The sequence below is a fragment of the Candidatus Cloacimonadota bacterium genome, assembly GCA_028706475.1.
In the GTDB taxonomy this organism is placed as follows: domain Bacteria; phylum Cloacimonadota; class Cloacimonadia; order Cloacimonadales; family Cloacimonadaceae; genus UBA5456.
Map to the genome: position 1 here is coordinate 1 of JAQWBI010000024.1, position 22098 is coordinate 22098.

Genomic DNA, 22098 nt, shown 5'->3' on the forward strand with positions numbered 1-22098 from the left:
CGGTTAATCTAACTACCGGTCAGAGCTATTCCTTCACAGTAACTTACTCACCTACAGTCTTAGGCGACCATACAGGTTTGATAACCATCACGGATAACCTTAGCCGTAATGTAACTACAGTCAACCTTGCTGGAACGGGATTTGATCCCACAATCTCAAGCTTCCCATGGACTGAAGGTTTTGAGGTTAGCGCTGGAACATTACCCTTAAACTGGGTTGCCACAGAGGGTACTTCCGGTGCGTCACAGCATTGGAAAGCGACAACTTCTGATTCCTCTCATGGTGCCTCTGCTCCAGCCAGTGGAACGTCGTTTGCGTACCTTTACTGCTATTTGGCAAGTACTACATACAATCCCTACAGCATGATTACTCCTCCGGTAGCTCTGGATGCTACGACCAAACGGTTATCATATCAATATTGGATAGGATCAGCCACAGTTGAAGAACCTTTGTTTGTAGACATTTCGAATGATAATCAAGCTACTTGGACTACTCTATACACTCATTCAAATGCTAGTAATACAGGAGCATGGTTCCAAAATACCATTAGTCTAGAGGCATATGCTTCTTCAATTGTCTATCTACGCTTTAGAGGAATAAGCAATTATGGAAATGGAATGTGTGACCTAGGTATTGATGATGTTATTATTAGTGAGATCGTACCCGATGATCCTTACCCTGTTGACACTTTCACCGATGTTACAGCCACTGGCGACGGATTTGTGGGTGCGACAATCGTAGCAGGAGACTTGCCAGCTGTTCCAAACGCGGATAACTTCACCGTCTCCGGTAGCGGTATCATCAATCTGGTTGGTACCGGATCCGTTAACCTTCGTTTCGACTTTAACCCTGCTCTCACAGCCTCTCAATGGTTTGTGTACCTGTGGGAAGGACAATGGACAGCTGTTGCAGGTCCCCTTGATTATTGTGATGTAGAAGTTGACCTCAGCAGCAAAGCTCCTGGCGACCTTGGTTGGGCCTATGGCTCTGGTAGTGATCCCAGTCTGCCGGTGGAGCTTTCCTCCTTCACCGCAATCCTGGATTCCAATAACCATGCCGTTATCAGTTGGGTTACACAATCTGAAACCGGTGTTAGTGGATATTACATCCTGCGCAATACCGAGAAGAACCTTGAAGCAGCTGAGCAAATCAGCAGTTTAATCACTGCCTCCAATTCTTCACAACAGCAAAGCTATAGCTTCACCGATGAATCCATCTATGAGCCGGGAACCTATTACTATTGGTTGCAGGTAGTGGATATCGACGGTAGTGAAGCTTTCAGCGATCCCATCTCTGTAGTATATGAATATCAGGAACCGGAAGTACCCGTTATTCCGCAAGTTACTGAGTTCAAGAACGTGTATCCGAATCCCTTCAATCCCAGCACAAACATCAGCTATGCCCTTTCCGAAGAGCAGGATGTGAAGTTCAGTATCTACAACAGCCGCGGTCAGCTGGTGCGCCAGTTCAACGTTGGCCAGAAAGCTGCGGGCAATTACAGGCTGGTGTGGGATGGCACGGATTACAATGGTAGAACCGTTACCACCGGTGTGTACTTTATCCGTATGCAAGCCGGACGTGACAGCTTCCACAAGAAAGCCGTTCTGATGAAATAACCTTAACAACAAACTAATACAGACCCCGGATACTCTCCGGGGTTTTTTGTGCCCTACGAGAACGCTGTGCGTTTCCCAGGGTGGTTCAATGAAGATTCGAATAGTCCAATTTCTAATATTATATACCATATAGCCATCCTGAATACTATCCTTTCCCGCTAGTGTAGAAGACCTCTCAAAGACCTCCCAAGTACGGCATAAGATAGCTTTGGGATGATCATGACATGAAAATTTGATAGAAGGGTTGAGATATTTCCGATAATTTTACCAAAGGATCATCGCTGTGCTGGACAAACTAGCATCCAACCCAGTGTCACTTGCTAACGATAAGTCAATTTCATCAGTACATCTTGCAGATTTCCGTGTGGGCATCTCCGGGAATTTAGTAAGATATGGAGCATCCCGAAAATTCTTGACATAAAAGGGCCTGTTGCAAATCTAGCTCAGCGAGCGGGCATAGCTCAGTTGGTAGAGCATCAGCTTCCCAAGCTGAGGGTCGCGGGTTCGAACCCCGTTGCCCGCTCCAGCTTTTCCTTTCAACTTCTACAAATTACCTTCCCAATACTAGCTCTCAATATTAGTTAATACCGATCTAGATAACGACGTCTTTTATCAGCTTCGGTATTGCTTGATACATGACGGATGAATAGCACGCTGATGACGCTGATTGAACGGATTGACGCAGAAATCATATTAAAGAATGTGGGACTTCTTGCTTTGGTGTTTTGGGCTGATCCCATGAAAGATTATCGAGCCTACACGGAAGTGTAGTGCACTGCCAATATCAGGAAAAGCCCGGAGAGCGAAAGATTATAGCGAGGGTGCATAGCGAAGCGGAGCCCCTCTTATAAAGCTCAGTGAACTCTTGCTCAGTTTTCTAAGTAATAGAGACATAGAGAATTCGCCACCCGGAACTGTTTGTAATCAAGCACAAAGCAAAAATGTGCTTGACAAAAAAAGGGCTCCAAGGTTTTTTGCGTGAACATTCACATACAGAACAACGCTGGGGGCGTAGTTCAGTTTGGTTAGAACGTCTGCCTGTCACGCAGAAGGCCGCGAGTTCGAGTCTCGTCGCTCCCGCCATAAATTGGGACGCCTGTAATGGCGTCCTTTTTTACATTGAGTGGGAATAATTATGATAAACCGCGTTCTTGTTAGCTGCTACAGGCTTCTTACGGAGCTACTATTCGTTATCAGCCGCCCGCTGCTTTGGCTGATACTTCCTCTTTACCGTTATCGTGGAGCTTTGTATCCGCCGAAGTCCCGATCGGATCGTCCAATTTTGATACATTGTGCATCGGTAGGTGAAGTGAATGCGGTAATCCCTTTACTACGAGAATTGATCAACAAAGGCTATCCCTTACATATTAGCACGGTAACAGTCACGGGGCTGGAGCTGGTAAAACGCAGCTTTAGGAATCTTGATGCAAGCCTTGCACCTTTGGATATAGCGTCTTTGAGAGATAAACAACTGGATGCGCTCTCTCCAGCTTTGATTCTGGTGGTAGAGACCGAGATTTGGCCAATGCTCCTGGATCGGGCTGCGTATAGAAGAATTCCGGTGCTATTTATAAATGCCAGAATGAGCAAGAAAAGTGCTATCGCATACGGCAGGATTCAAGCTTTAATCAGATATATTGCCCGCAGTGTCAAATTGGTACTAGCGCAAAGTGATGCCGACCGGGATCGCTTTCATTCTTTACTGGATGTATCATCCATCAATGCGGGTAACCTGAAATATTGCCTCACTCTGCCCCTCTTCGATCCCATAAGCAAAAAACAAGAATTTGGATTTGATGCGGATGACCTTGTTCTGGTGTGGGGCAGCTCGCGTCCTGGGGAAGAAGCTCTTATACTGGACATTTATGCGAAACTGAAAGAAAAGTATCCTACTCTGCGCCTTGTCCTGGCGCCCCGTCATCCCAAACGCTGTGATGAAGTGGAGAAGTTACTGCGCAATACAGTATATCGTAGGTTATCGGACATGGCTTCAGAGTCTGTAGATATTGTTCTGATAGATACTCTGGGGCAATTGGCAGGAGCTTATACTATCTCCGATATTGCCATTGTGGGAGGTTCTTTCTACGATTATGGGGGGCATAATCCCCTGGAGCCAGCCTTTTATGCCAAAGCCATCATCATAGGTGAATACCATCATTCATGCAAAGCATCAGTAGAGAAACTGCTGAGTAACAATGCAATAATCGTATCGAACAAAGCCAAGCTGGAGAAAGACCTGGTTAGCTTGCTGCAAGACGCCAAACAAAGGCAGGAAATGGGTGAGAGGGCAAAAATAGTCTTGACGGAAAATGCGGATGCGCTTCAGAATCACATGGAAGGAATAGAGAGATGGATGAGATGAAACGCGAGGCAATGTATTATAAAAAGCTGAAAAGCGGGGCATTACAATGCGAATTGTGCCCAGCGTACTGTGTTATTCATCCCTGTGAGAGCGGAAGATGCCGCAGCAGGGAGAATATCGAGGGAAAGCTGTATGCTGTAAACTATGATAAAAGCATAGGCTTGAGCATCGATCCCATCGAAAAAAAGCCACTGTATCACTTTCATCCCGGTTCCAGAATTCTCTCTTTGGGTCCAAACTCCTGCAATCTCACTTGCCGCTTTTGTCAGAACTACAGCATATCCCAATTACAGAGCAATACTGTAACAATCGGGATAGACGACTTATATAACACTATCCTAAAAGAAAGCAGATACAAGCAAGTAGCTTTCACGTATACAGAACCGATAACCTGGTACGAATACATCCTGGATTTTAGCAAAAAGTATCCGGATGTGGATGTGGTAATGATAACGAATGGCTATATCAACAGCACACCTCTAGAAGAATTGTTGCCGTGGGTAAAAGCTATGAACATAGACCTCAAATCTATCCACTCCGGCTTTTACAAGGAACAATGCGGGGGAGAGCTGAATCCTGTGTTAAAAACCATACGACAGGCATGGAACGCTGGTGTTCATTTGGAACTGACCTTTTTAATGATACCCGGTTTGAACGACAGCGATAAAGAGATTGAAGAGATCAGCGAATTTGTGAATGATATCAGTCCCGATCTGCCCTTGCATATCTCCGCATACCATCCGGACTATCTGGCAGATAATCCACCCACAAGCATGGATGACATCGGCAGAGCAGTAAATATAGCGAGAAAACGGCTGCATTATGTGTATGGAGGAAATATAGCCGTGGAAGACTATGCCCATACTCTATGCCCGGAATGTAAAACCACGTTGATCTACAGGGGATTCATGAACACGAAAAGTTCGGTATTGCGGGACGGGAAGTGTCCCCAGTGTAATCATGCCATCTATGGAGTATATGAAGCGTAAATATTTGCGCAGCCTTAGCATCAGCGACCTGATCCTGGTTGTTATTATTCTGATGATAGCTTTTCTTACTTACCGATCCTATGGTAGAGAGAAAAATAGCCTGTATATTTATAAAGACTCACAGCTATTTGGAGTCTATCAACTGGATACTCCGCAGGATATCGTTGTCGATGATCACGTAAGGATTCAAATCGCTGATGGCAAAGCCAGGATTTCCCACAGTGACTGCCCGGACAAACGCTGTGTGAAACAGGGATTCAACAATAATATGCCGATTATCTGCCTGCCTAATCATGTGGTGTTGGAGTTCAAAAGTAGGGAAGAGGATCGCAAGTTGATCCTGTATTAGGAGAATGATGAAAATTGCATTGTACGCTTCCAATCACGGCTTTGGTCATGCCTCCAGAATAGCTGCACTGGCACAAAGCTTTATTGAATATGGCTGCTATGTTTACATCTGTAGCGATCGTCCTGCCTTTCTCTTTCAGGATTTGCCGGATGGGCATTGGGAATACCGTGAAAGCAAACTCGATAGGGGAGTAGTTCATAAAGAGAACCTTGTCACAGACCTGGAAAAGACCAAAGCAGCTTTGATGGAATTGTTTTCGCAGCGGGAGGAATTGGTAGCTGCTGAGATACTTTTCCTTCGCGAGCAGGGTGTTGATCTGGTAGTAAGTGATGTTCCTTTCCTAATCGTGGAAGCATGCTTATATACAGAGGTACCGATTTTCGGTGTCAGCAACTTCGACTGGTACTTTATCTATCAAGAACTCTTTGGGAATGATGAAGATATTATTCCCATTCTCTCTGTAATCCATTCTCTATACAGACGGATGAATAGAAGCTTTCTCTTGGATTTGGGGGCACCATATAGTGTTCCCGGTTTCAAGAATCCCATTGATGGAGGTTTGGTAGCCAGGACAAAAAGTGAGTACGTAAGTCCTTATGATAAATATGGCATAAAGGAAGGCACACAGATTTTGTTATTGATGTTTGGTGGAGAGGGAGCGATCGAGATACCTATTGAAGCCATCTGTAAAGCGTGGGACGGTGTTGTAATAAGCCCATATAGAGGGTATAAGGCATCCAATCTCCTTCATGTAGAACAAGATGACGATTTTATCAGCTTGATGCAGCATTCCGATATTGTGATCTGCAAACCCGGATACAGCACATTTGCAGAAGTATTGAGCATGGGAAAATCTATGATCTACATACCTCGGAGAAACTACCCTGAAGAACGGGTATTGATAACCGGTGTTAAGGATTATCCGGGAGCAAAAAGAGTGGATTGCTTTCCCGAGGAAGTGGGGGAGATCAGAAAACTTTTTACCGAAGTACGTCAGGGAGACTTCAAGAAAAATAAGGCGAATGGGGTTTTGGCTGGAAAGATAATCAATGAGTTTGTGAAAGTAAAATACCCTCAAGATAGGATCGTGAGCGTGTGCGACTTGGGATCGAACAATATGAACTACATCCTTTACAACAAGAGCAAAGATAAAGTGATTCATCGTTATTGGTGCACCACTGGCCTGGGACTCGACTTCAGGGACGGGAGATTGTCGGAAGAAAGTATAACACAAGCTCTGCAAGCAATGAGCAGCATACTGAAAATCGATTCTGCCATTGCTTCGGAAAAGAAGTTGATAGCTACAGGCATCAGCAGAATGGCACAAAACTCCGGTGAATTGTTGGATGAAATTCACGTCCGCTGGTCTTTTAAAGGCAAAGTAATAAATGCCAAAACTGAGATGAAGTACGCTTGGCTGGCGGCACAACCTCTAATGCTTCACAATACAGTGAATATCATACTGGACATTGGAGGAGTAAGTACGGAAATCGTGTGGGGAAGCCCAAACGGGAAATACTGCGGAGAATCAATGCCATTTGGCCTGATCAATCTGTATTTGAACGAAAATAAAGGTGTATCAGTAGAACAGGTAGTCTTGAAAGAGCTAAACCGATTACCATTGTATGAAAATATCCAGCTGATTGTAGTGGGACTTACTGCTACAATGCTCTTTCGCTACATCAGGAAGGCTGGTATAAAGGACAGTCTAGGGTCAAATGGAGAAAAGCTGGAGTATAATGAGCTTTCAAGGCTAATTACAGACATTTTTCAGGATAAAGTAATGGAGTATCAAAGTATGGCTCATAGCCCTCGTGAGATTGTTTCAATGGGCATTGCGGCACGTGTCATTCAGCTTGTGCTGGACAGATATCGTAGTTCATATTTTGTGGTATGCAACGATGGAATATCAGTAGGATACGCAAAGTGGATGAAATAAACAGCTTTGGACACGGCAACTTTGGGATTATCGCCGGTCCATGTTCAATAGAAGATTATGACAGCTTGTATCAAAGCGCAAAGATTCTAAAAGAAATGGGAATCAAATATCTGCGCGGCGGTGCTTACAAGCTGCGTACATCCGTGCATAGTTTCAGGGGTCTGGGAGATAGCGGAATTCTGCATTTGGCAAGAGTAGGACAGGAGTTGGGTTTGAAAACCGTATCGGAATGCACTCAGATAGATAAAGTGGACTTTATGGCCAAAAATATAGATGTCTTGGTGGTAGGAACCAGAAATATGCAAAACTACCCACTATTAGAACTCTTGGGCAAAATCGATAAACCGGTTATCCTTAAAAGAGGGATGGCCGCAACCTATGATGAATGGATGGCCGCAGCCGAATATATCATCGAAAATGGTAATGAGCAGGTCATCCTCTGCGAAAGAGGAATACGCACTTTCGAAACGGAAACACGCTATACCTTGGACTTATCTGCAATCAAAGTAATGCAGCAAAAATGTGGAATACCTGTGATAATAGATCCATCGCACGCAGCAGGTAATCGTGCTCTGGTTCCGTCTCTGGCTATGGCGTCAATTGCCGGGGGTGCAGATGGTCTGATGATCGAATGCTGTGTAAATCCTTGCGAAAGTATCTGCGATGCGGATCAGACAATAGAACCAGAAACTCTGAGGAGTATAATTAATGCTGTTGTAGATTTGCGTCAGCATCTTAATAGGATATAAATATGAAGTTTTATATAGAAACATATGGCTGTCAGATGAATGTATCGGATAGCGAGCTAATCTACTCCATTCTACGTGAGTCCGGGTATCAACCCGCCAAAGATATCGATGATACAGATATTTTACTCTTCAATACATGCTCCGTGAGAGATCATGCCGAACAGCGAGTTTTGGGTAGGATATCAAACGAAAGACATCGTAAGAGGGAGAAACCTGGCTTCAAAATAGTAGTATTGGGCTGTATGGCTCAACGAATAGGGCAGAGGCTTCTGTCGGAAGATCTGGGTATAGATTGCGCAGTGGGAGTGGATCAATATAAGTATCTACCGCATATATTGGCGCAAGAAACAGGTTCGGCACTGGATTTGAATTCTCAAGAGATCTATGAGGAAATGCTGCCGCATCATCAAGATTCCCGCTGTGCCTATGTAACCATCATGCGGGGATGCAACAATTTCTGCTCCTATTGCATAGTGCCTTATGTGCGTGGCAGAGAACGAAGCAGACCTTACGATGATATTCTGAAAGACGTCCAAAGCGCTGTATCACAAGGAATGATGGATATAACTCTCTTGGGACAAAACGTTAATTCCTACCACTGGCGTGATCTCAGTTTCCCCAGCATGTTGAGAAGGATAACTGAGGATGTACCTCAGATGTATCGCTTGAGGTTCATTACTTCACATCCCAAAGACCTTTCAGATGAACTGGTTGAAGAAATGAAGAACAATTCTAAGATATGCCATCACATTCATTTACCCTTACAGAGCGGAAACAGCGAGATTTTACAGAAGATGAACAGATCATATAGCTATCCTCATTATTTTAGTAGGATACAAGTGCTTAAACAGGCTATGCCCGATATTGGCATTACTACAGACATCATTGCCGGATTCCCCGGAGAAACTGAAGAACAGTTTGAAGATACTCTAAGGGCTATGCGTGAGATCGAGTACGATTATGCCTTCTGCTTCAAATATAGTCCCCGCGAAGGCACCGAAGCCGCTACACACAAGGATCAGGTTCCTGAAGCCATTCGACTGGAACGTTTGCAGAGAATGATCGATCTACAACGGGAGATTACTCTCAAGAAGTTTCGCGCTCAGATTGGTAGAACCGTAGAAGTCTATGTGGAAGACTTCAGTAAAAAAAATAAAGAACAGGTTTCCGGAAAGACCAGCGATTTTAAAATTGCAGTATTGGGCGGAGACGAATCGATGATCGGAACTTTGGTAAGTGCCAGGGTGATAGACGCCACAGCGGGCACGTTAATATGCCAGTAGCCCAGTTTATACATAAGAGATGTTATGTAAACTTACCTGTGAAACGTATCTGCTATAAAACCCAGATAGTTATCCCCCGCAGATATATATAGTGGAGATTATATGAAAAGTATGACCGGATTCGGGAAAAGCCATCAGAGCATGCACAATATTGAATGTGATATCGAAATCAAAAGCGTTAACGGCAGATACCTGGATATAAAGAGCTACCTGCCCCGTGAACTGAGCTTCTTTGAATTTGAGCTTCGAAAAGAGAGCTCGAAATACCTCTCTCGTGGCTCGATTGAGATCAGGGTAAACATAAATGACTATCGAGAGCCTAAACTACGTTTAAATGAGCCAAAACTGAGAAAGTACTACGATATCATTAAACAGGCACAAACTTCCCTTCATCTACAGAAAGATGTTTCTCTGGAGTTTCTTCTCAATGAACCCGGAGTAATCGAGAATGGCAATCAATTATCCGAAGACAAAGAGCTTCACGAGATTCTGCTCTGTACTCTGAGAGAAGCATTGAATGATATTTGTAGATCCATGATTAATGAGGCCAAAGACATACAGAAGGTATTATCGAACTCCATGGATGACATTAGTACTGCAATAAATGATGTAGAACAAGCAGTTAAACCATACAAGCAAGAAATCTTTGATAACATGAACAAACGAATTAAAGAGATTATGGGTGAGTATCAGATAGAAAACACTGAACAAAGATTAATACAAGAACTTGCCCTGTACATAGATAAATACGATATACAAGAGGAGATTACACGCTTGAAATCTCATATTAATACTTTCAGGGAGACTGTGAAACTAGAGCAGGAAATTGGCAAGACCCTGAACTTCATCCTTCAGGAAATGCAGCGTGAAGCCAATACTTTGGGCTCTAAATTCTCTAATAGCAATACATTCAAAGATGTGTTGATCATCAAAGAAGAGATAGAAAAATGCCGGGAGATTGTCCAGAATGTATCCTGAACCGAAACTAAGCTGGAAATCCTGGCCATTTGCTGAGCGTCCTCTCAGCTCTACCCTACTTCTCCTTTTTCTGGCTTTTTTAACTATGTTTCTCTACCGTTTGACGGTGCTTAATTGGCAAATGCCCTTGTTCTATTTTCTAGGTTTAGCCTTGGTTTATGGAAATCTGATTCCCTATTTCATCATTACGGAGTACTTCCTCTATGAAGATGAGATCCAGGTACGTTACATATTCTTCAAAATAAAGAGGTCATGGAGTGACTTTGGATGCTTTTACAAGGATAAACGAGGAGTAATGTTATCTACATTTAAAATGCCTCGCAGATTGGATCCCTTTAGAGGACAATCTCTGCGCTTTTCCAAATCTCAAGCTGAGGTGCCGGAACTGCTTGATTTCTTGGAGCAAAAAATCGGCAAAAGATATTGAAGGAATAAATTGAATAACAACGATATAGAAACTATAATATTAGACATACTCTTGAGTGCGTGTTCTAACGGCCATACCTACAGTGAGATATGTGCAAAATTAGGTGCATCGAAGAAGACAAAAGCCCAGGTGAGTCAGACCCTGTCCAATCTCATGCTTGATGGCAAACTAATCAAAGAAAGAAAACGCTATAAGCTAAGTTACGAATGCAAATCATCGCTTCAAAAGCCGATCATGAAAGAACAGTCTAACGATCATACCTCACGGAGTGCCAAGCTGATTGAAGGTATATTTGATGCCACATCACTGGCCAGAGACCGCTCCTTCGCCTTTGTAAGAACGGCGGCGAAGGACTATTTCGTTGATAGTGAAGACACCCTAAATGCGTATCACAATGATGTCGTCTTGATAGAGCCGCAAAGTCGCAGAAACCGGGGAGAACACGGAGTGGTACGCCGCATAGTGAAGCGGGCAAACGAGCAGATCCCCGGAGGAATCTCCAAAGCAAAGAACAAATGGATATTTGTAGCGTCAAACCCCAAAATTCATAGCTGGTTTGAAGTAAATGAGCTAGGGGGAGCTGTACCCGGACAGAAAGTGATTCTTACCGTTACAAATTGGGGAGATCACCTTAGCGGAAAGATGCCCGGCGGCAAGATCACAGAGGTGTTGGGGCAATCCGGAGATCCTCAGGTCGAGCTCCTGGCTGTAATCCGCCAATACCAATTACCGCTAAGTTTTCCGGATGAGGTGTTGGAAGAGGTTCAGAACCTGCCTTTGGAGCCGGATGAGCACGAAATTATAAAACGGAAGGACTTGCGTGATATCTATACTTTCACCATCGATCCTGCATCAGCTAAGGACTTTGATGATGCAATATCGATAGAGGAGAGCAAGCAGGGTTGGATACTGTGGGTTCATATTGCTGATGTAGCTCATTATGTGGGCACGGACACTAAAACATTCGCTGAGGCGTCAGTAAGAGGTAATAGCTTCTATTTCCCCAAGAAGGTGATTCCAATGATCCCGGAGCGCTTATCAAACCAGATATGCAGTTTGCGTCCGGATGAAGATAAGCTGGTAATGACAGTTCAAACCGAATTTGACAAGCAAGGAAATGTGCTGAAACAAAGCATGTATGAAGCTGTAATCCGCTCCAATGTGCGGTTAGTATATGAAGAAGTAGATGCTTATTTCGAAGGGAAAGCCAGCCAGTTCTCCCCCACCTTGAAGAAAGCTCTGGACGACAGTCGCAAGCTCTCTGCTGCCCTCAGTAAGATCAGACTGGACAATGGATATATATTCTTCGATTTGCCTGAAATTGAATACCTGTATGATGAAGAAGGTTTTGTCCACCATTTGGGCATAGCGGAGGAAACCGAAAGTCATAAATTAATAGAGAACTTTATGTTGGTGGCAAATGAGTACACCGCTACTCAGTTGTCAAAGAAAGCACCTGCTTCCATCTATCGCATTCACGAAGATCCAGACACTATGAAGATTGAGCGATTGAGGGAGGTATTGGACTTCTATGGCATAGCTTACCTGGAAAAGGAAAACCTGAACAAGAGTGTTCAAAACTTGCTGTCATCTCTACCAAATAAAGACTATCATAAAGTGTTTGACCGCATTATCCTCCGTAGCATGAAAAAGGCCAAATACTCGCCATTACACATCCGTCACTTCGGTTTGGCATTGGAAAACTACACGCATTTTACCAGTCCTATTCGCCGTCTCTGTGATCTGGCCGTACACCATCTATGCAAGATACACGTGATCCGAAGCTCCAATAGCAAAATCAGCAAAGACCAGATCATACGCTGGGCAAATGTAGCATCTGAGCAGGAGTTACAAGCTGATGCAGCAGAAAGGGATATAGAGAAAGTATATAGCGCTACCTACATGCGAGATAAAGTGGGAGAGTTGTTTACCGGTATGATGATTTCCGCAAACAGCTCCGGCGCTTTGATTCGTCTCAACGAGATTCCCGTAACGGCAATGTTGCAGATAACTCAATTTGGAAAAGGGAAATGGGAGTATCGGGATCGTGAGATGCGCTTTGTGAATCCCTCAAATTCCGAATCTTTTGAACTTTTGGACAGCGTGAAAGTGCGCATCATGGAAGTGAGCGATGATGTATATCTGGAATTAACGGGAGAACCTGATTGCCATACACATTATCACCGGATCAAACGCATGGAAATAAAACAAGTAAACAGCAAACACAGAATTATGGTTGACGCCAAATCGGATCGAAAAAATGGTGAGAATAAACACAGACGACAAGGCAGGAAAAGAAGATAATGAAGAAACCAATCGGGATATTCGATTCAGGCGTTGGAGGCCTTACAGTATACAAGGCTATTCGTGATGCTTTCCCGGAAGAAGACTTGGTGTATTTTGGTGATACAGCACGAGTTCCTTATGGACCAAAGTCTCCAAATACAATTATAGAATACTCGGTTCAAAACGCTAGATTCCTGCTTCAGCAAGGCATCAAAATCCTGATTGTAGCTTGCAATACATCCTCCTCAGTCGCTATCCCACATTTGCGCAAACTCACGCACATACCGATAATTGGCGTGATCGAACCTGGAAGTGAAGTTGCTGTTCGTACCACCAGAAACTTGAATATCGGAGTTATCGGTACTGAGGGTACGGTGCGTAGTGAAGCTTATAGCAAAGCGATCCATATTCATAACCCTGAAGCTAATATATTCTCAAAAGCCTGCCCTCTCTTTGTGCCAATAGTGGAAGAAGGCTGGCAGGATCATCCTATCGCTCGGCAAGTTGTAGAGGAGTACCTTTTATCCATGCTGGAGAAGGGCATCGATACTCTTGTTCTGGGCTGTACACACTATCCCTTATTATCTCATATTATACAGGATTACATGGGCGATAATGTGAAACTGGTTGATAGTGCAGATGCTATTACCATGCACCTAAAGAGTTTATTACCATTTGAACATGACGGTAATGCTGGAAAAGATAGCTTCTATGTGAGTGACAATGAGGACAAGTTTGCTACTATAGCAAGCAGAATTCTGAACAATCCCATGCGCAATTTGAAACGCGTCCGGCTCTTTGAGAGCTGGTTCATCGACTGAAATAAAATAAAAGAGTATAGAGGGACACATGAAACCTATTATTTTGACCGCAGCAATTACCGGAGCAGAAACCACCCGTAAAGATCAGCCTAATTTACCCATCACTCCGGAGGAACAAGCCAGGGAAGCAAAAGCATGTTTTGATGCAGGAGCCAGAGTAATTCACTTGCATGTGCGTGAAGACGATGGATCTCCCACTCAGAGACTGGCCAGATTTGAGGATTCGATATCAGCGATTCGACAGGCTGTACCTGAGGTGATAATCCAGATCAGTACCGGAGGGGCTGTCGGCGAAGCTTTTGAGAAGAGACTAGCGCCCTTGGCTTTGAAGCCGGATATGGGCACATTGAATGCCGGAACCCTGAATTTTGGAGACGAGATCTTTTTAAACCATCCCAAAGACATTATTCGCCTTGCAGAGTCCTTTAAGGAGTATCACGTAGTACCAGAAGTAGAAGTATATGAATCTGGTATGATAGATGTCGTGGCAAAACTGCTAAAAAAGGGTATCATAACTCAGGAGCCTCTGCATATCCAATTTGTTCTGGGTGTTCCCGGTGGAATGAGCGGTAAACCAAAGAATTTGCTATATATGGTTGAACATTTAGCGGAAGAGATACCAAGCGCAACCTGGGCAGTAGCTGGAATAGGTAGATGGCATATTCCTACCTCAATGGTCGCCATGGTTACTGGTGGACACATTCGTTGCGGTTTTGAAGACAACATTTTCTACCATAAAGGCGTAGTGGCGGATTCAAATGCACAGTTGGTTGCCAGACTTGCCCGCATCGCAAGTGAGATTGGTCGTCCAATTGCCAGCCCCGAACAAGCTCGGGAAATCCTGGCTTTACCTTCAAAGTAGAAGGGGTGACAATGCATCTAAGTGATAATGCTCTCATTGTCTTGCAAAAACGCTATTTTCGAAAGGATGAGAATGGGGAATGCCTGGAAGATTGGCAAGCCCTGATTGATAGAGTAAGCTCAAACATATCTGCCGGTGACCAGGACAAAAAAAACCGTTTTTACGACCTTTTGGATAGTGGAGACTTCCTACCGAACTCCCCTACCTTGATGAATGCTGGCGGAGACATACAGCAATTATCGGCTTGTTTTGTGTTGCCTATCGAAGATAGCATGGACAGCATCTTCGAGACAGTGAAGAATGCTGCTCTGATTCACAAAAGCGGTGGGGGAACCGGATTCTCCTTCAGCAGACTGCGTGAAGCCAATGCCAAGGTACGTTCCACCAATGGTGTATCCAGCGGACCCATATCTTTTATGAAAGTATTCAATGCTGCTACCGATGCCGTTAAGCAAGGCGGAACCAGACGTGGAGCAAACATGGGCATACTCAGTGTAGATCATCCCCAGATACTGGATTTTATTACATGCAAGCGTGATCCCAACGAGCTTACCAACTTCAATATCAGCGTAGGTCTGACCGAAACCTTCATGAAAGCTGTAGCAGAAAACACTGAATACGAATTGATCTCTCCTCATACAAGGAAAGCAGTCGGAAAGTTGCCTGCCGCACAAGTGTTTGACCTGATAGTGGAAATGGCACACAAAAACGGTGAACCTGGCATAATCTTTCTGGATAGGATTAATGAAGCCAATCCTACTCCTGCCATCGGAGTGATTGAATCTACCAACCCTTGCGGAGAGCAGCCTTTATTACCTAATGAAGCATGCAATCTCGGCTCCATTAATCTGGCTGGAATGGTAGTGGATGATACGCTGGATTGGGAGCGTCTGCGCAAGGTAACCCGCGATAGCATAGATTTTCTTGATGCCGTGATAGATGCGTCCAAATTTCCCCTACAGTCCATAGAGGAAATGGTGAAAGGAAATCGCAAGATAGGCCTGGGCATCATGGGCTGGGCTGATGCTCTATATCAACTCAAGCTACCCTACAGCAGCACCGAAGCGGTAGGGCTGGCAAGTAAAGTGATGGAGTTCATCGATTACGAAGCCAAACAACGGAGTATGGAACTAGCTATGGAATTGGGCAGTTTCCCGAATTTTTCCCAGAGCATATATGCTACGGGAGAGCTTCGCAGGGAAGGCAAGAAATGGGCGGAGCTGATTGAAACAATCAAAAAGAACGGGATGCGAAACGCCACACATACCACTATCGCTCCCACCGGTACGATAAGTATGATTGCAGATACATCAAGCGGTATTGAGCCCCAATTCTCTTTGGTTTACGTAAAGAGTGTAATGGATAACGAGAAGCTTCTGTATGTAAACAAATGGCTTGAAGCTGCTTTAGAAGAATGGGGACTGCTTACTCAGGAACTTTTGGAAGAGCTTAGTCAAAGCGGCTCAATATCCCATATGCAGGATATTCCAGAGGAATTGAAGGAAGTATTCCAGACCGCTCACGACATCAAACCTGAATGGCATATTCGTATGCAGGCTGCCTTCCAGAAGTTCACCGATAATGCTGTTAGCAAGACGATCAATTTTGCCAATAGTGCCAGCATAGAGGATATCAGAAACGCTTATCAACTGGCTTACAAACTGGGATGTAAGGGTGTTACAGTTTACCGCGACGGTAGTCGAGACAATCAAGTACTATCGGTAGGATCATCCGTATCCGAAGGCGACAAAAGCGAAAAGAAGGTCGTTCCCAGACAGCGTCCTGAAGTTACTCACGGTATCACCCAACGCTTGGAAACAGGTTGCGGACACATGTATGTAACTATCAACACAGATTCGCATGGAGCATGTGAGGTATTTGTACAAATGGGCAAAGTGGGCGGTTGTGCTTCCGCCCAGCTGGAAGCCATAGCACGGCTATCATCGCTTGCTCTTAGATCCAGTATTCGCATAGAGGCTATTATCAGACAACTGAAGGGAATACGCTGTCAATCTCCCATGTGGCATAAGGGCAAGATGATTACATCCTGCGGAGATGCGGTAGGTCAAGCCCTGGAAAACTTCCTATCGATAAATGCCAATAATGAACTGAAAGCTATCCACGTTATATCCGATCCAGGCATTCTTCTTCAAGAGGACATACCAAATACCCGAGTCGCTCTCTGCCCGGATTGCGGTTCCTCCATAGAACATTTGGAAGGTTGTCTCAAATGTCCATCTTGCGGATGGTCAAAATGTTAAGGAGTTTCAATGCGTTGTAAGAAGTGTAATGCCCGCTTAGCCGAGCATGATATCTGGTGTGTAGCTTGCGGTACTCAAAGCCCGGTGCTAAAGACGGAACTATCCTCCATGAGTATTATGAAACACAGTCGCCAGGCTTTGAAAGCGAAATATTCGGAAATGGTGCCTGCCACAGGTTTCACCATTATTCTGGGAGCAATACCCATAGCTGTACTGATCTGGGTTTTTCATAATTATGTTCATATAGAAGGAACGGGGCAGTTTCTCTTGAATCTAGCCATAAAAAGCGTTCTATTTAGTGCATTTATGCCTTTTCTACTGCTTCCTTTCAGCAGAATCAGCGAGAATGAACACTATGAGCTGAAGCTTAGTTCTCTTATCACCAATCTTAGGCATTATCCCAGATACTTTGTGTTCAGTTTGTTAAACGCACTTTTCTTTGTATTGATATACCTTATTTGCTTTGGGTTCCCGGGTTTTGCCAGCGATCCCATACTGCGTTTAGTCTGGATAGTGTTAGTTAACTATTGGGTAGCCATTGTTGCTCCAGCTCCAGTGATTATGGAACGTCTCGGGATCAATCCATTTAGGGCGATATCATTGAGTTACCGGCATCTTCATGATGTGCGGTGGAATATCTATTTGTTGGTCTTGGTACTTGGAATCCTGAATTTGCTGGCTTTCGGTTTAGCGATATTTCCCTTGCTTTTCAGTTTACCGCTTAGCTGGTTTGCAATCCGAGACTATACGATTAAGTTGGAGCAGTTTGAGCTTTTTGAATCCAGGATGTAATCGATGAACAGAAAAGAGATAGTATCACTAATAATCCTTTTAGCAGTAATCTCATACGGAGCATACAAGTTTATCACTCGAGAATATACAGAAACACGCAGCAAGTACATTCTGGATACGATTGTAGAGATATCTGCCACCTCAAAATCCAAGAATGTGGGCAATGAAATTGAAGCAGTATTCTCTCTAATCACGGATTTGGGAAAGAAGTTAAACGAATACGACCCCCATAGCATGATATCAAAAATCAATGACAGCACCGAAGAAGAGTTTGCCATAGATGAAGACATATACAATCTCCTGGTTTTATCAGACAGTTTATGGCACATTAGCCAGGGCAACTTCGATCCCAGCATTAAACCTGTGTGGGACCTTTGGCACTTTAACACGGAAAACCCACAAGTTCCGGATTCTCTGTTGATCCAGGAAGAGTTAAAGAAAGTTGACTTTTCCCGGATAAGGTATAGTAAAGATACTCTCTACAAACCTTCTGGTATGAAGCTCACTTTCGGAGGGATTGCGAAAGGATACATCCTGGACAAAGCCATAGCGAGCATGAAGCAGCGCCATCTCTACCGTGGTTTCATCAATAGCCGCAGTTCCATGTGCTTTTATGGCTTCAAGATTGCACCTCTGGTTTACATTCAGCATCCTCGTAATGCAGATAGCAGCATTGCCAACTTTCGCATCAATGATCTCAGCGTAGGTACCAGCGGAGATTATCAACAATTCTTCGAGAATAACGGTAAACGCTATCACCATATCCTGAATGCCAAGACCGGAATGCCCGTGGAGAAGATTTTTTCAGTAACCGTTATCGCTAAAAACACAGCTTTTGCCGATGGTCTATCCACAGCCTTGTTTACGATGGAACCGGGCAAAGCCCTTGACTTTGTTAGCAATACAGAAGGCTTAAACTGCGTCATTTATTACGAACAGGACGATACAATAGTCTCGCTAAAGAGTGAAGACATACGCGACCTGGAATTCAGCGAAAAGATATGACAATACCAGATATTCAAAGCCAAACCGATACCAGAAAGATATCCATCGATAAAGTGGGCGTAAAAGGCTTGCGCTATCCGATTGTGGTAGAAGATCGCTCAAATGGCGAGCAACACACGGTAGCAGATTTGAATATTTACGTGGATTTACCCCATCATCTGCGCGGTACGCATATGAGCAGGTTTATCGATATTCTGCACCACTATCACAAAGAGGCTTTGTTAGGGAATCTGGAACCGTTTCTTAGGGAACTGAAGAGTTCATTGAAGGCACAAGCCGCTTACATCGATATCACTTTCCCCTATTTTATCGCCAAGAAAGCTCCAGTATCCAAGATTGCTTCGTTGTTGGCATACGACTGCGTATTCAGTGCTTCACTAAAAGATGAATTTGAATTGCTGATCGGAGTAATAGTACCGGTTACATCGCTATGCCCATGCTCCAAAGAGATATCCGAATCAGGAGCGCACAATCAGCGGAGCATGATTACCATCAAGGTAACATACAAGGAATTTGTGTGGTTGGAAGAGTTGATAGAATTAGCTGAGGAGACCGCTTCCTGTGAGATATACTCCTTGCTTAAGCGTGTCGATGAAAAGTATGTTACTGAAAAAGCTTATGCAAATCCCAAATTCGTGGAGGACATCGTACGCGAGATCACTATCAGACTGCAGAGTGACTCCAGAATTTCCGGTTTCTACGTAGAATCCGAGAATGCCGAATCCATACATCTTCACAACGCTTATGCGATGATATCAAGACCTCATAAATGAAGATCAACACTATCCCAAATATAGCGCTCAATATCTATACCGCGCCAAACAAGCTGCGCTTACTTTCTGCTCCGATTAAGAATAATCAACTCTTATGCATGCAGTTGTACATCAGAGTGGGCAGCGTTCACGAGAGTAAAGATGAACGCGGATATGCCCACTATTTGGAGCATCTACTATTCAAATCCACTCCCCAGTATCCCAATAACAGTCTCAGCAGCATTGCTGCAGATATCGGTGCTGTATTGAACGCATATACGGATTTTGATACTACTTGCTACTACCTCACACTCCCTTCTGAACACCTGGAAACAGGTTTGAAGATACTGTCCGAGATGGCTATTCATGCAGATTTCAGTGCTTCTGACGTCCGCATGGAACGCAGCATAATTCTGGAAGAAATCCACCAGTATGAAGCCGAGCCAGAGATGAGTTTTGTGGACTACATTCAGTCCAACTACTTCGATCAGAGTCCATTGAAATACCCTGTTCTAGGAAACAGAACATCTCTAAACAAAGCTTCCCACTCCAAACTGATGGCCTTTTACAAACGTCACTATCGTCCCCAAAACGCCTTCCTGGTTGTTACCGGTGATTATGATGACGCCGAGTTGAAACTGCTATTTCACCAGTATTTTGATTGTTGGAGAATGAGCTCCGAGAAAAGACACGAACCTGTATCGATCTTGCCAGATACATTCAGAATCTTCCGGAGGACAAAAAATGAGCAAGATATGATTGCTATTGCACTACCGGAATTGAACGAGAGCCATCCTGATAGCGAGGCATTACACATTGCAATAAGGTATTTGGCCATCGGGAAAGCTTCCCGGCTGCATAAAGAATTGGTAGAACGGGAAAAGATCTGCTCTTCGGTGAAGGTAAGCTCGCTTAGTGGTTTATTCCCGGGAATCAGTGTTATCTTGTTCTCACCTAACGGTCGAAATAACAAAGCAAGCATTATCCGGCATTTCTATAATGCTTTACAAGACATCCTGATTGAAGGAGTACCCAACGAAGACTTCAGGTTAGTCCAGAAAGATATTATTCACAATTGGCTTTACAGCTTCGATGGAGTGGAAAACCTGGCCAATCTGATTGCCGCTGAAGAGTTTAATGGTGATCTTGCCCGCATCAGCAATTTTGGGGCCTACATAGAAAGCCTGAACAACGACATCCTGATTCATGCTGTACGGAAACATTGGGACTACTCTCGATTAGCAGTTTTCATCCAGAACAAAAACAGTACCTCGGACGAGATTGAGCAGCTTTGTGAGGCATTCTCAAGGCAGGCTCTACCTCCTCTTTCTCCTTTGTCCTCTTCAAACGCACTACCATCTGGTACTTGTCAATCTGCCAGCGCAGAACAGATGCAATCTGGCCTCCCCCAATATCACAGCTATGTACTTAGCAATGGACTGAAGCTGATATACAATTATCAGCCCGGTAGAGATATATGTGGATTTGCCCTGTCTTCTCCCCTATCGCAACTCAACGAAACAAAACCGGGATTGAACTATTTTAGCACTGCTTTGATGCTATATGGCACCCAATTCCGCAGTCATGATGAGATAATGCGCTTGTCCAGGGAGCACGGCTTCAACATCCGGGTACTACATCATTTGGACAGTACATTGTATCGCGGTAAATGTCATGAATCCGATCTTGAAATTGTCCTGGAATTGCTCAGTGAGATTATCCAGCAGCCCAAATTCGATAAATCCTATTTGCAGATGTTGAAAAACGCCGCTATCGATAGCGTGCGCCGAGAACGTGACTATCCTGTTAGTGTAGCCTACAAAGCATGGTTCAGGAAGCTTTTTGGTGTTCACAACAATCTTTATAGTTCCACAGGCGATATACAGGATATCCGGCAGATAAGCCTTGATGACTGTGAAGCCTGGCATCATTGCTGGCAATTAGGACAGGATTTTGCCCTCTGCATAGTGGGGTCACTACAGCCCTCGGTAGTACTTGATATGGTTACGGAGCGTTTCTCAGAGGGAATTCCCACCTTGTCCATCCCGCAGCATAGACTCTGTTTCAATCCGGGGATGTTTCGGAAAAGTATAAGCTACAAGCATTTGGATCAAGCGATTATTCATGTGGGGGGCTTTGCCTGCCCAGCAAAGAGGATCAAGGAAAACTCTGCCTTCCACATCCTGGCTCATATACTTGGTGGAGATCTTTCTTCCAGGCTATATGATATACTTCGCGAGAAAATGGGCTTAGCCTATCAAACCGGCTTCGATTTCTCTTCCATCAATGATTTGGGCTTCTGGTATGCCTACGCTTTTTGCGATTCACAGCAACATAAATTGTGTCTGGACGCACTTCTGGAGATACTTAATGATGTGGTAAAAGACGGCATCAGGGCACAGGAACTGGAAAGTGCAAAAAACTATTTAGTTGCAATTTCACGCATGGACAATGAAAGCATATCTTTTAAAGCCTCCGGAATAGCAAATCTACTATCTCTAGGCTATGATTTGGATTACTATCTGCAGCGGGAAGAACGCATCAGGTCTTGCACTCTGGAAGAATTGCATCAACTGGCCAAAAGCTATCTGATCCCTCAAAATCGACAAATTCATGTTTTGGTATAA

General features: G+C 44.2%; 18 protein-coding genes and 2 tRNA genes. All 20 read left to right on the forward strand.

What is annotated here, in order from left to right; translation table 11 throughout:
• On the forward strand, positions 1 to 1616 hold a 1616-nt coding region (locus tag PHF32_05740; GenBank protein MDD4560221.1), incomplete at its 5' end, for a FlgD immunoglobulin-like domain containing protein.
• 450 nt (positions 1617 to 2066) lie between these two features.
• Positions 2067 to 2142, forward strand: a tRNA-Gly gene (locus PHF32_05745).
• Between the two features lie 116 nt (positions 2143 to 2258).
• A complete protein-coding gene (locus PHF32_05750) occupies positions 2259 to 2387 on the forward strand; it encodes a hypothetical protein (protein MDD4560222.1) in 129 nt (42 codons plus the stop codon).
• Between the two features lie 234 nt (positions 2388 to 2621).
• Positions 2622 to 2699: transfer RNA gene (locus PHF32_05755), tRNA-Asp, on the forward strand.
• Positions 2700 to 2751: 52 nt separating this feature from the next.
• Positions 2752 to 3978 carry a glycosyltransferase N-terminal domain-containing protein gene (locus tag PHF32_05760; GenBank protein MDD4560223.1) on the forward strand — a complete coding sequence of 409 codons (1227 nt, stop codon included), beginning with the start codon at positions 2752 to 2754 and terminating at the stop codon, positions 3976 to 3978.
• Positions 3966 to 4967, forward strand: coding sequence for an AmmeMemoRadiSam system radical SAM enzyme (gene amrS, locus PHF32_05765; GenBank protein MDD4560224.1), 1002 nt, complete (start codon positions 3966 to 3968; stop codon positions 4965 to 4967). The genes PHF32_05760 and amrS overlap by 13 nt, the downstream gene beginning before the upstream one ends.
• Positions 4957 to 5316 (forward strand): NusG domain II-containing protein, encoded by a 360-nt coding sequence (locus PHF32_05770; protein MDD4560225.1) that lies wholly within the window; start codon positions 4957 to 4959, stop codon positions 5314 to 5316. Before amrS ends, PHF32_05770 begins: the two co-directional genes overlap by 11 nt.
• A 7-nt stretch (positions 5317 to 5323) precedes the next feature.
• A complete protein-coding gene (locus tag PHF32_05775; protein ID MDD4560226.1) occupies positions 5324 to 7255 on the forward strand; it encodes a glycosyltransferase in 1932 nt (643 codons plus the stop codon).
• Positions 7243 to 8004 carry a 3-deoxy-7-phosphoheptulonate synthase gene (gene aroF, locus PHF32_05780; protein MDD4560227.1) on the forward strand — a complete coding sequence of 254 codons (762 nt, stop codon included), beginning with the start codon at positions 7243 to 7245 and terminating at the stop codon, positions 8002 to 8004. The genes PHF32_05775 and aroF overlap by 13 nt, the downstream gene beginning before the upstream one ends.
• Positions 8005 to 8006: 2 nt before the next feature.
• Positions 8007 to 9287, forward strand: a complete 1281-nt coding sequence (gene miaB, locus PHF32_05785; protein ID MDD4560228.1) for a tRNA (N6-isopentenyl adenosine(37)-C2)-methylthiotransferase MiaB — start codon at positions 8007 to 8009, stop codon at positions 9285 to 9287.
• A gap of 102 nt (positions 9288 to 9389) precedes the next feature.
• A complete protein-coding gene (locus PHF32_05790) occupies positions 9390 to 10265 on the forward strand; it encodes a YicC family protein (protein MDD4560229.1) in 876 nt (291 codons plus the stop codon).
• The gene (locus PHF32_05795) at positions 10255 to 10692 is read left to right on the forward strand and encodes a hypothetical protein (protein ID MDD4560230.1); all 438 of its coding nucleotides are present in this window, start codon (positions 10255 to 10257) and stop codon (positions 10690 to 10692) included. Before PHF32_05790 ends, PHF32_05795 begins: the two co-directional genes overlap by 11 nt.
• A gap of 234 nt (positions 10693 to 10926) precedes the next feature.
• Positions 10927 to 12996 carry a VacB/RNase II family 3'-5' exoribonuclease gene (locus tag PHF32_05800; protein ID MDD4560231.1) on the forward strand — a complete coding sequence of 690 codons (2070 nt, stop codon included), beginning with the start codon at positions 10927 to 10929 and terminating at the stop codon, positions 12994 to 12996.
• Positions 12996 to 13799 (forward strand): glutamate racemase, encoded by an 804-nt coding sequence (murI, locus tag PHF32_05805; GenBank protein ID MDD4560232.1) that lies wholly within the window; start codon positions 12996 to 12998, stop codon positions 13797 to 13799. The genes PHF32_05800 and murI overlap by 1 nt, the downstream gene beginning before the upstream one ends.
• A gap of 28 nt (positions 13800 to 13827) precedes the next feature.
• Positions 13828 to 14661 carry a 3-keto-5-aminohexanoate cleavage protein gene (locus tag PHF32_05810; GenBank protein ID MDD4560233.1) on the forward strand — a complete coding sequence of 278 codons (834 nt, stop codon included), beginning with the start codon at positions 13828 to 13830 and terminating at the stop codon, positions 14659 to 14661.
• Positions 14662 to 14672: 11 nt separating this feature from the next.
• On the forward strand, positions 14673 to 16922 hold the full coding sequence (locus tag PHF32_05815; GenBank protein MDD4560234.1) for a vitamin B12-dependent ribonucleotide reductase: 2250 nt from the start codon (positions 14673 to 14675) through the stop codon (positions 16920 to 16922).
• A 9-nt stretch (positions 16923 to 16931) separates the two neighbouring features.
• Positions 16932 to 17714 (forward strand): hypothetical protein, encoded by a 783-nt coding sequence (locus tag PHF32_05820; GenBank protein ID MDD4560235.1) that lies wholly within the window; start codon positions 16932 to 16934, stop codon positions 17712 to 17714.
• 3 nt (positions 17715 to 17717) lie between these two features.
• A complete protein-coding gene (locus tag PHF32_05825; GenBank protein MDD4560236.1) occupies positions 17718 to 18719 on the forward strand; it encodes an FAD:protein FMN transferase in 1002 nt (333 codons plus the stop codon).
• Positions 18716 to 19492, forward strand: a complete 777-nt coding sequence (gene folE2, locus PHF32_05830; protein MDD4560237.1) for a GTP cyclohydrolase FolE2 — start codon at positions 18716 to 18718, stop codon at positions 19490 to 19492. The genes PHF32_05825 and folE2 overlap by 4 nt, the downstream gene beginning before the upstream one ends.
• Positions 19489 to 22098 carry a pitrilysin family protein gene (locus PHF32_05835; GenBank protein ID MDD4560238.1) on the forward strand — a complete coding sequence of 870 codons (2610 nt, stop codon included), beginning with the start codon at positions 19489 to 19491 and terminating at the stop codon, positions 22096 to 22098. Before folE2 ends, PHF32_05835 begins: the two co-directional genes overlap by 4 nt.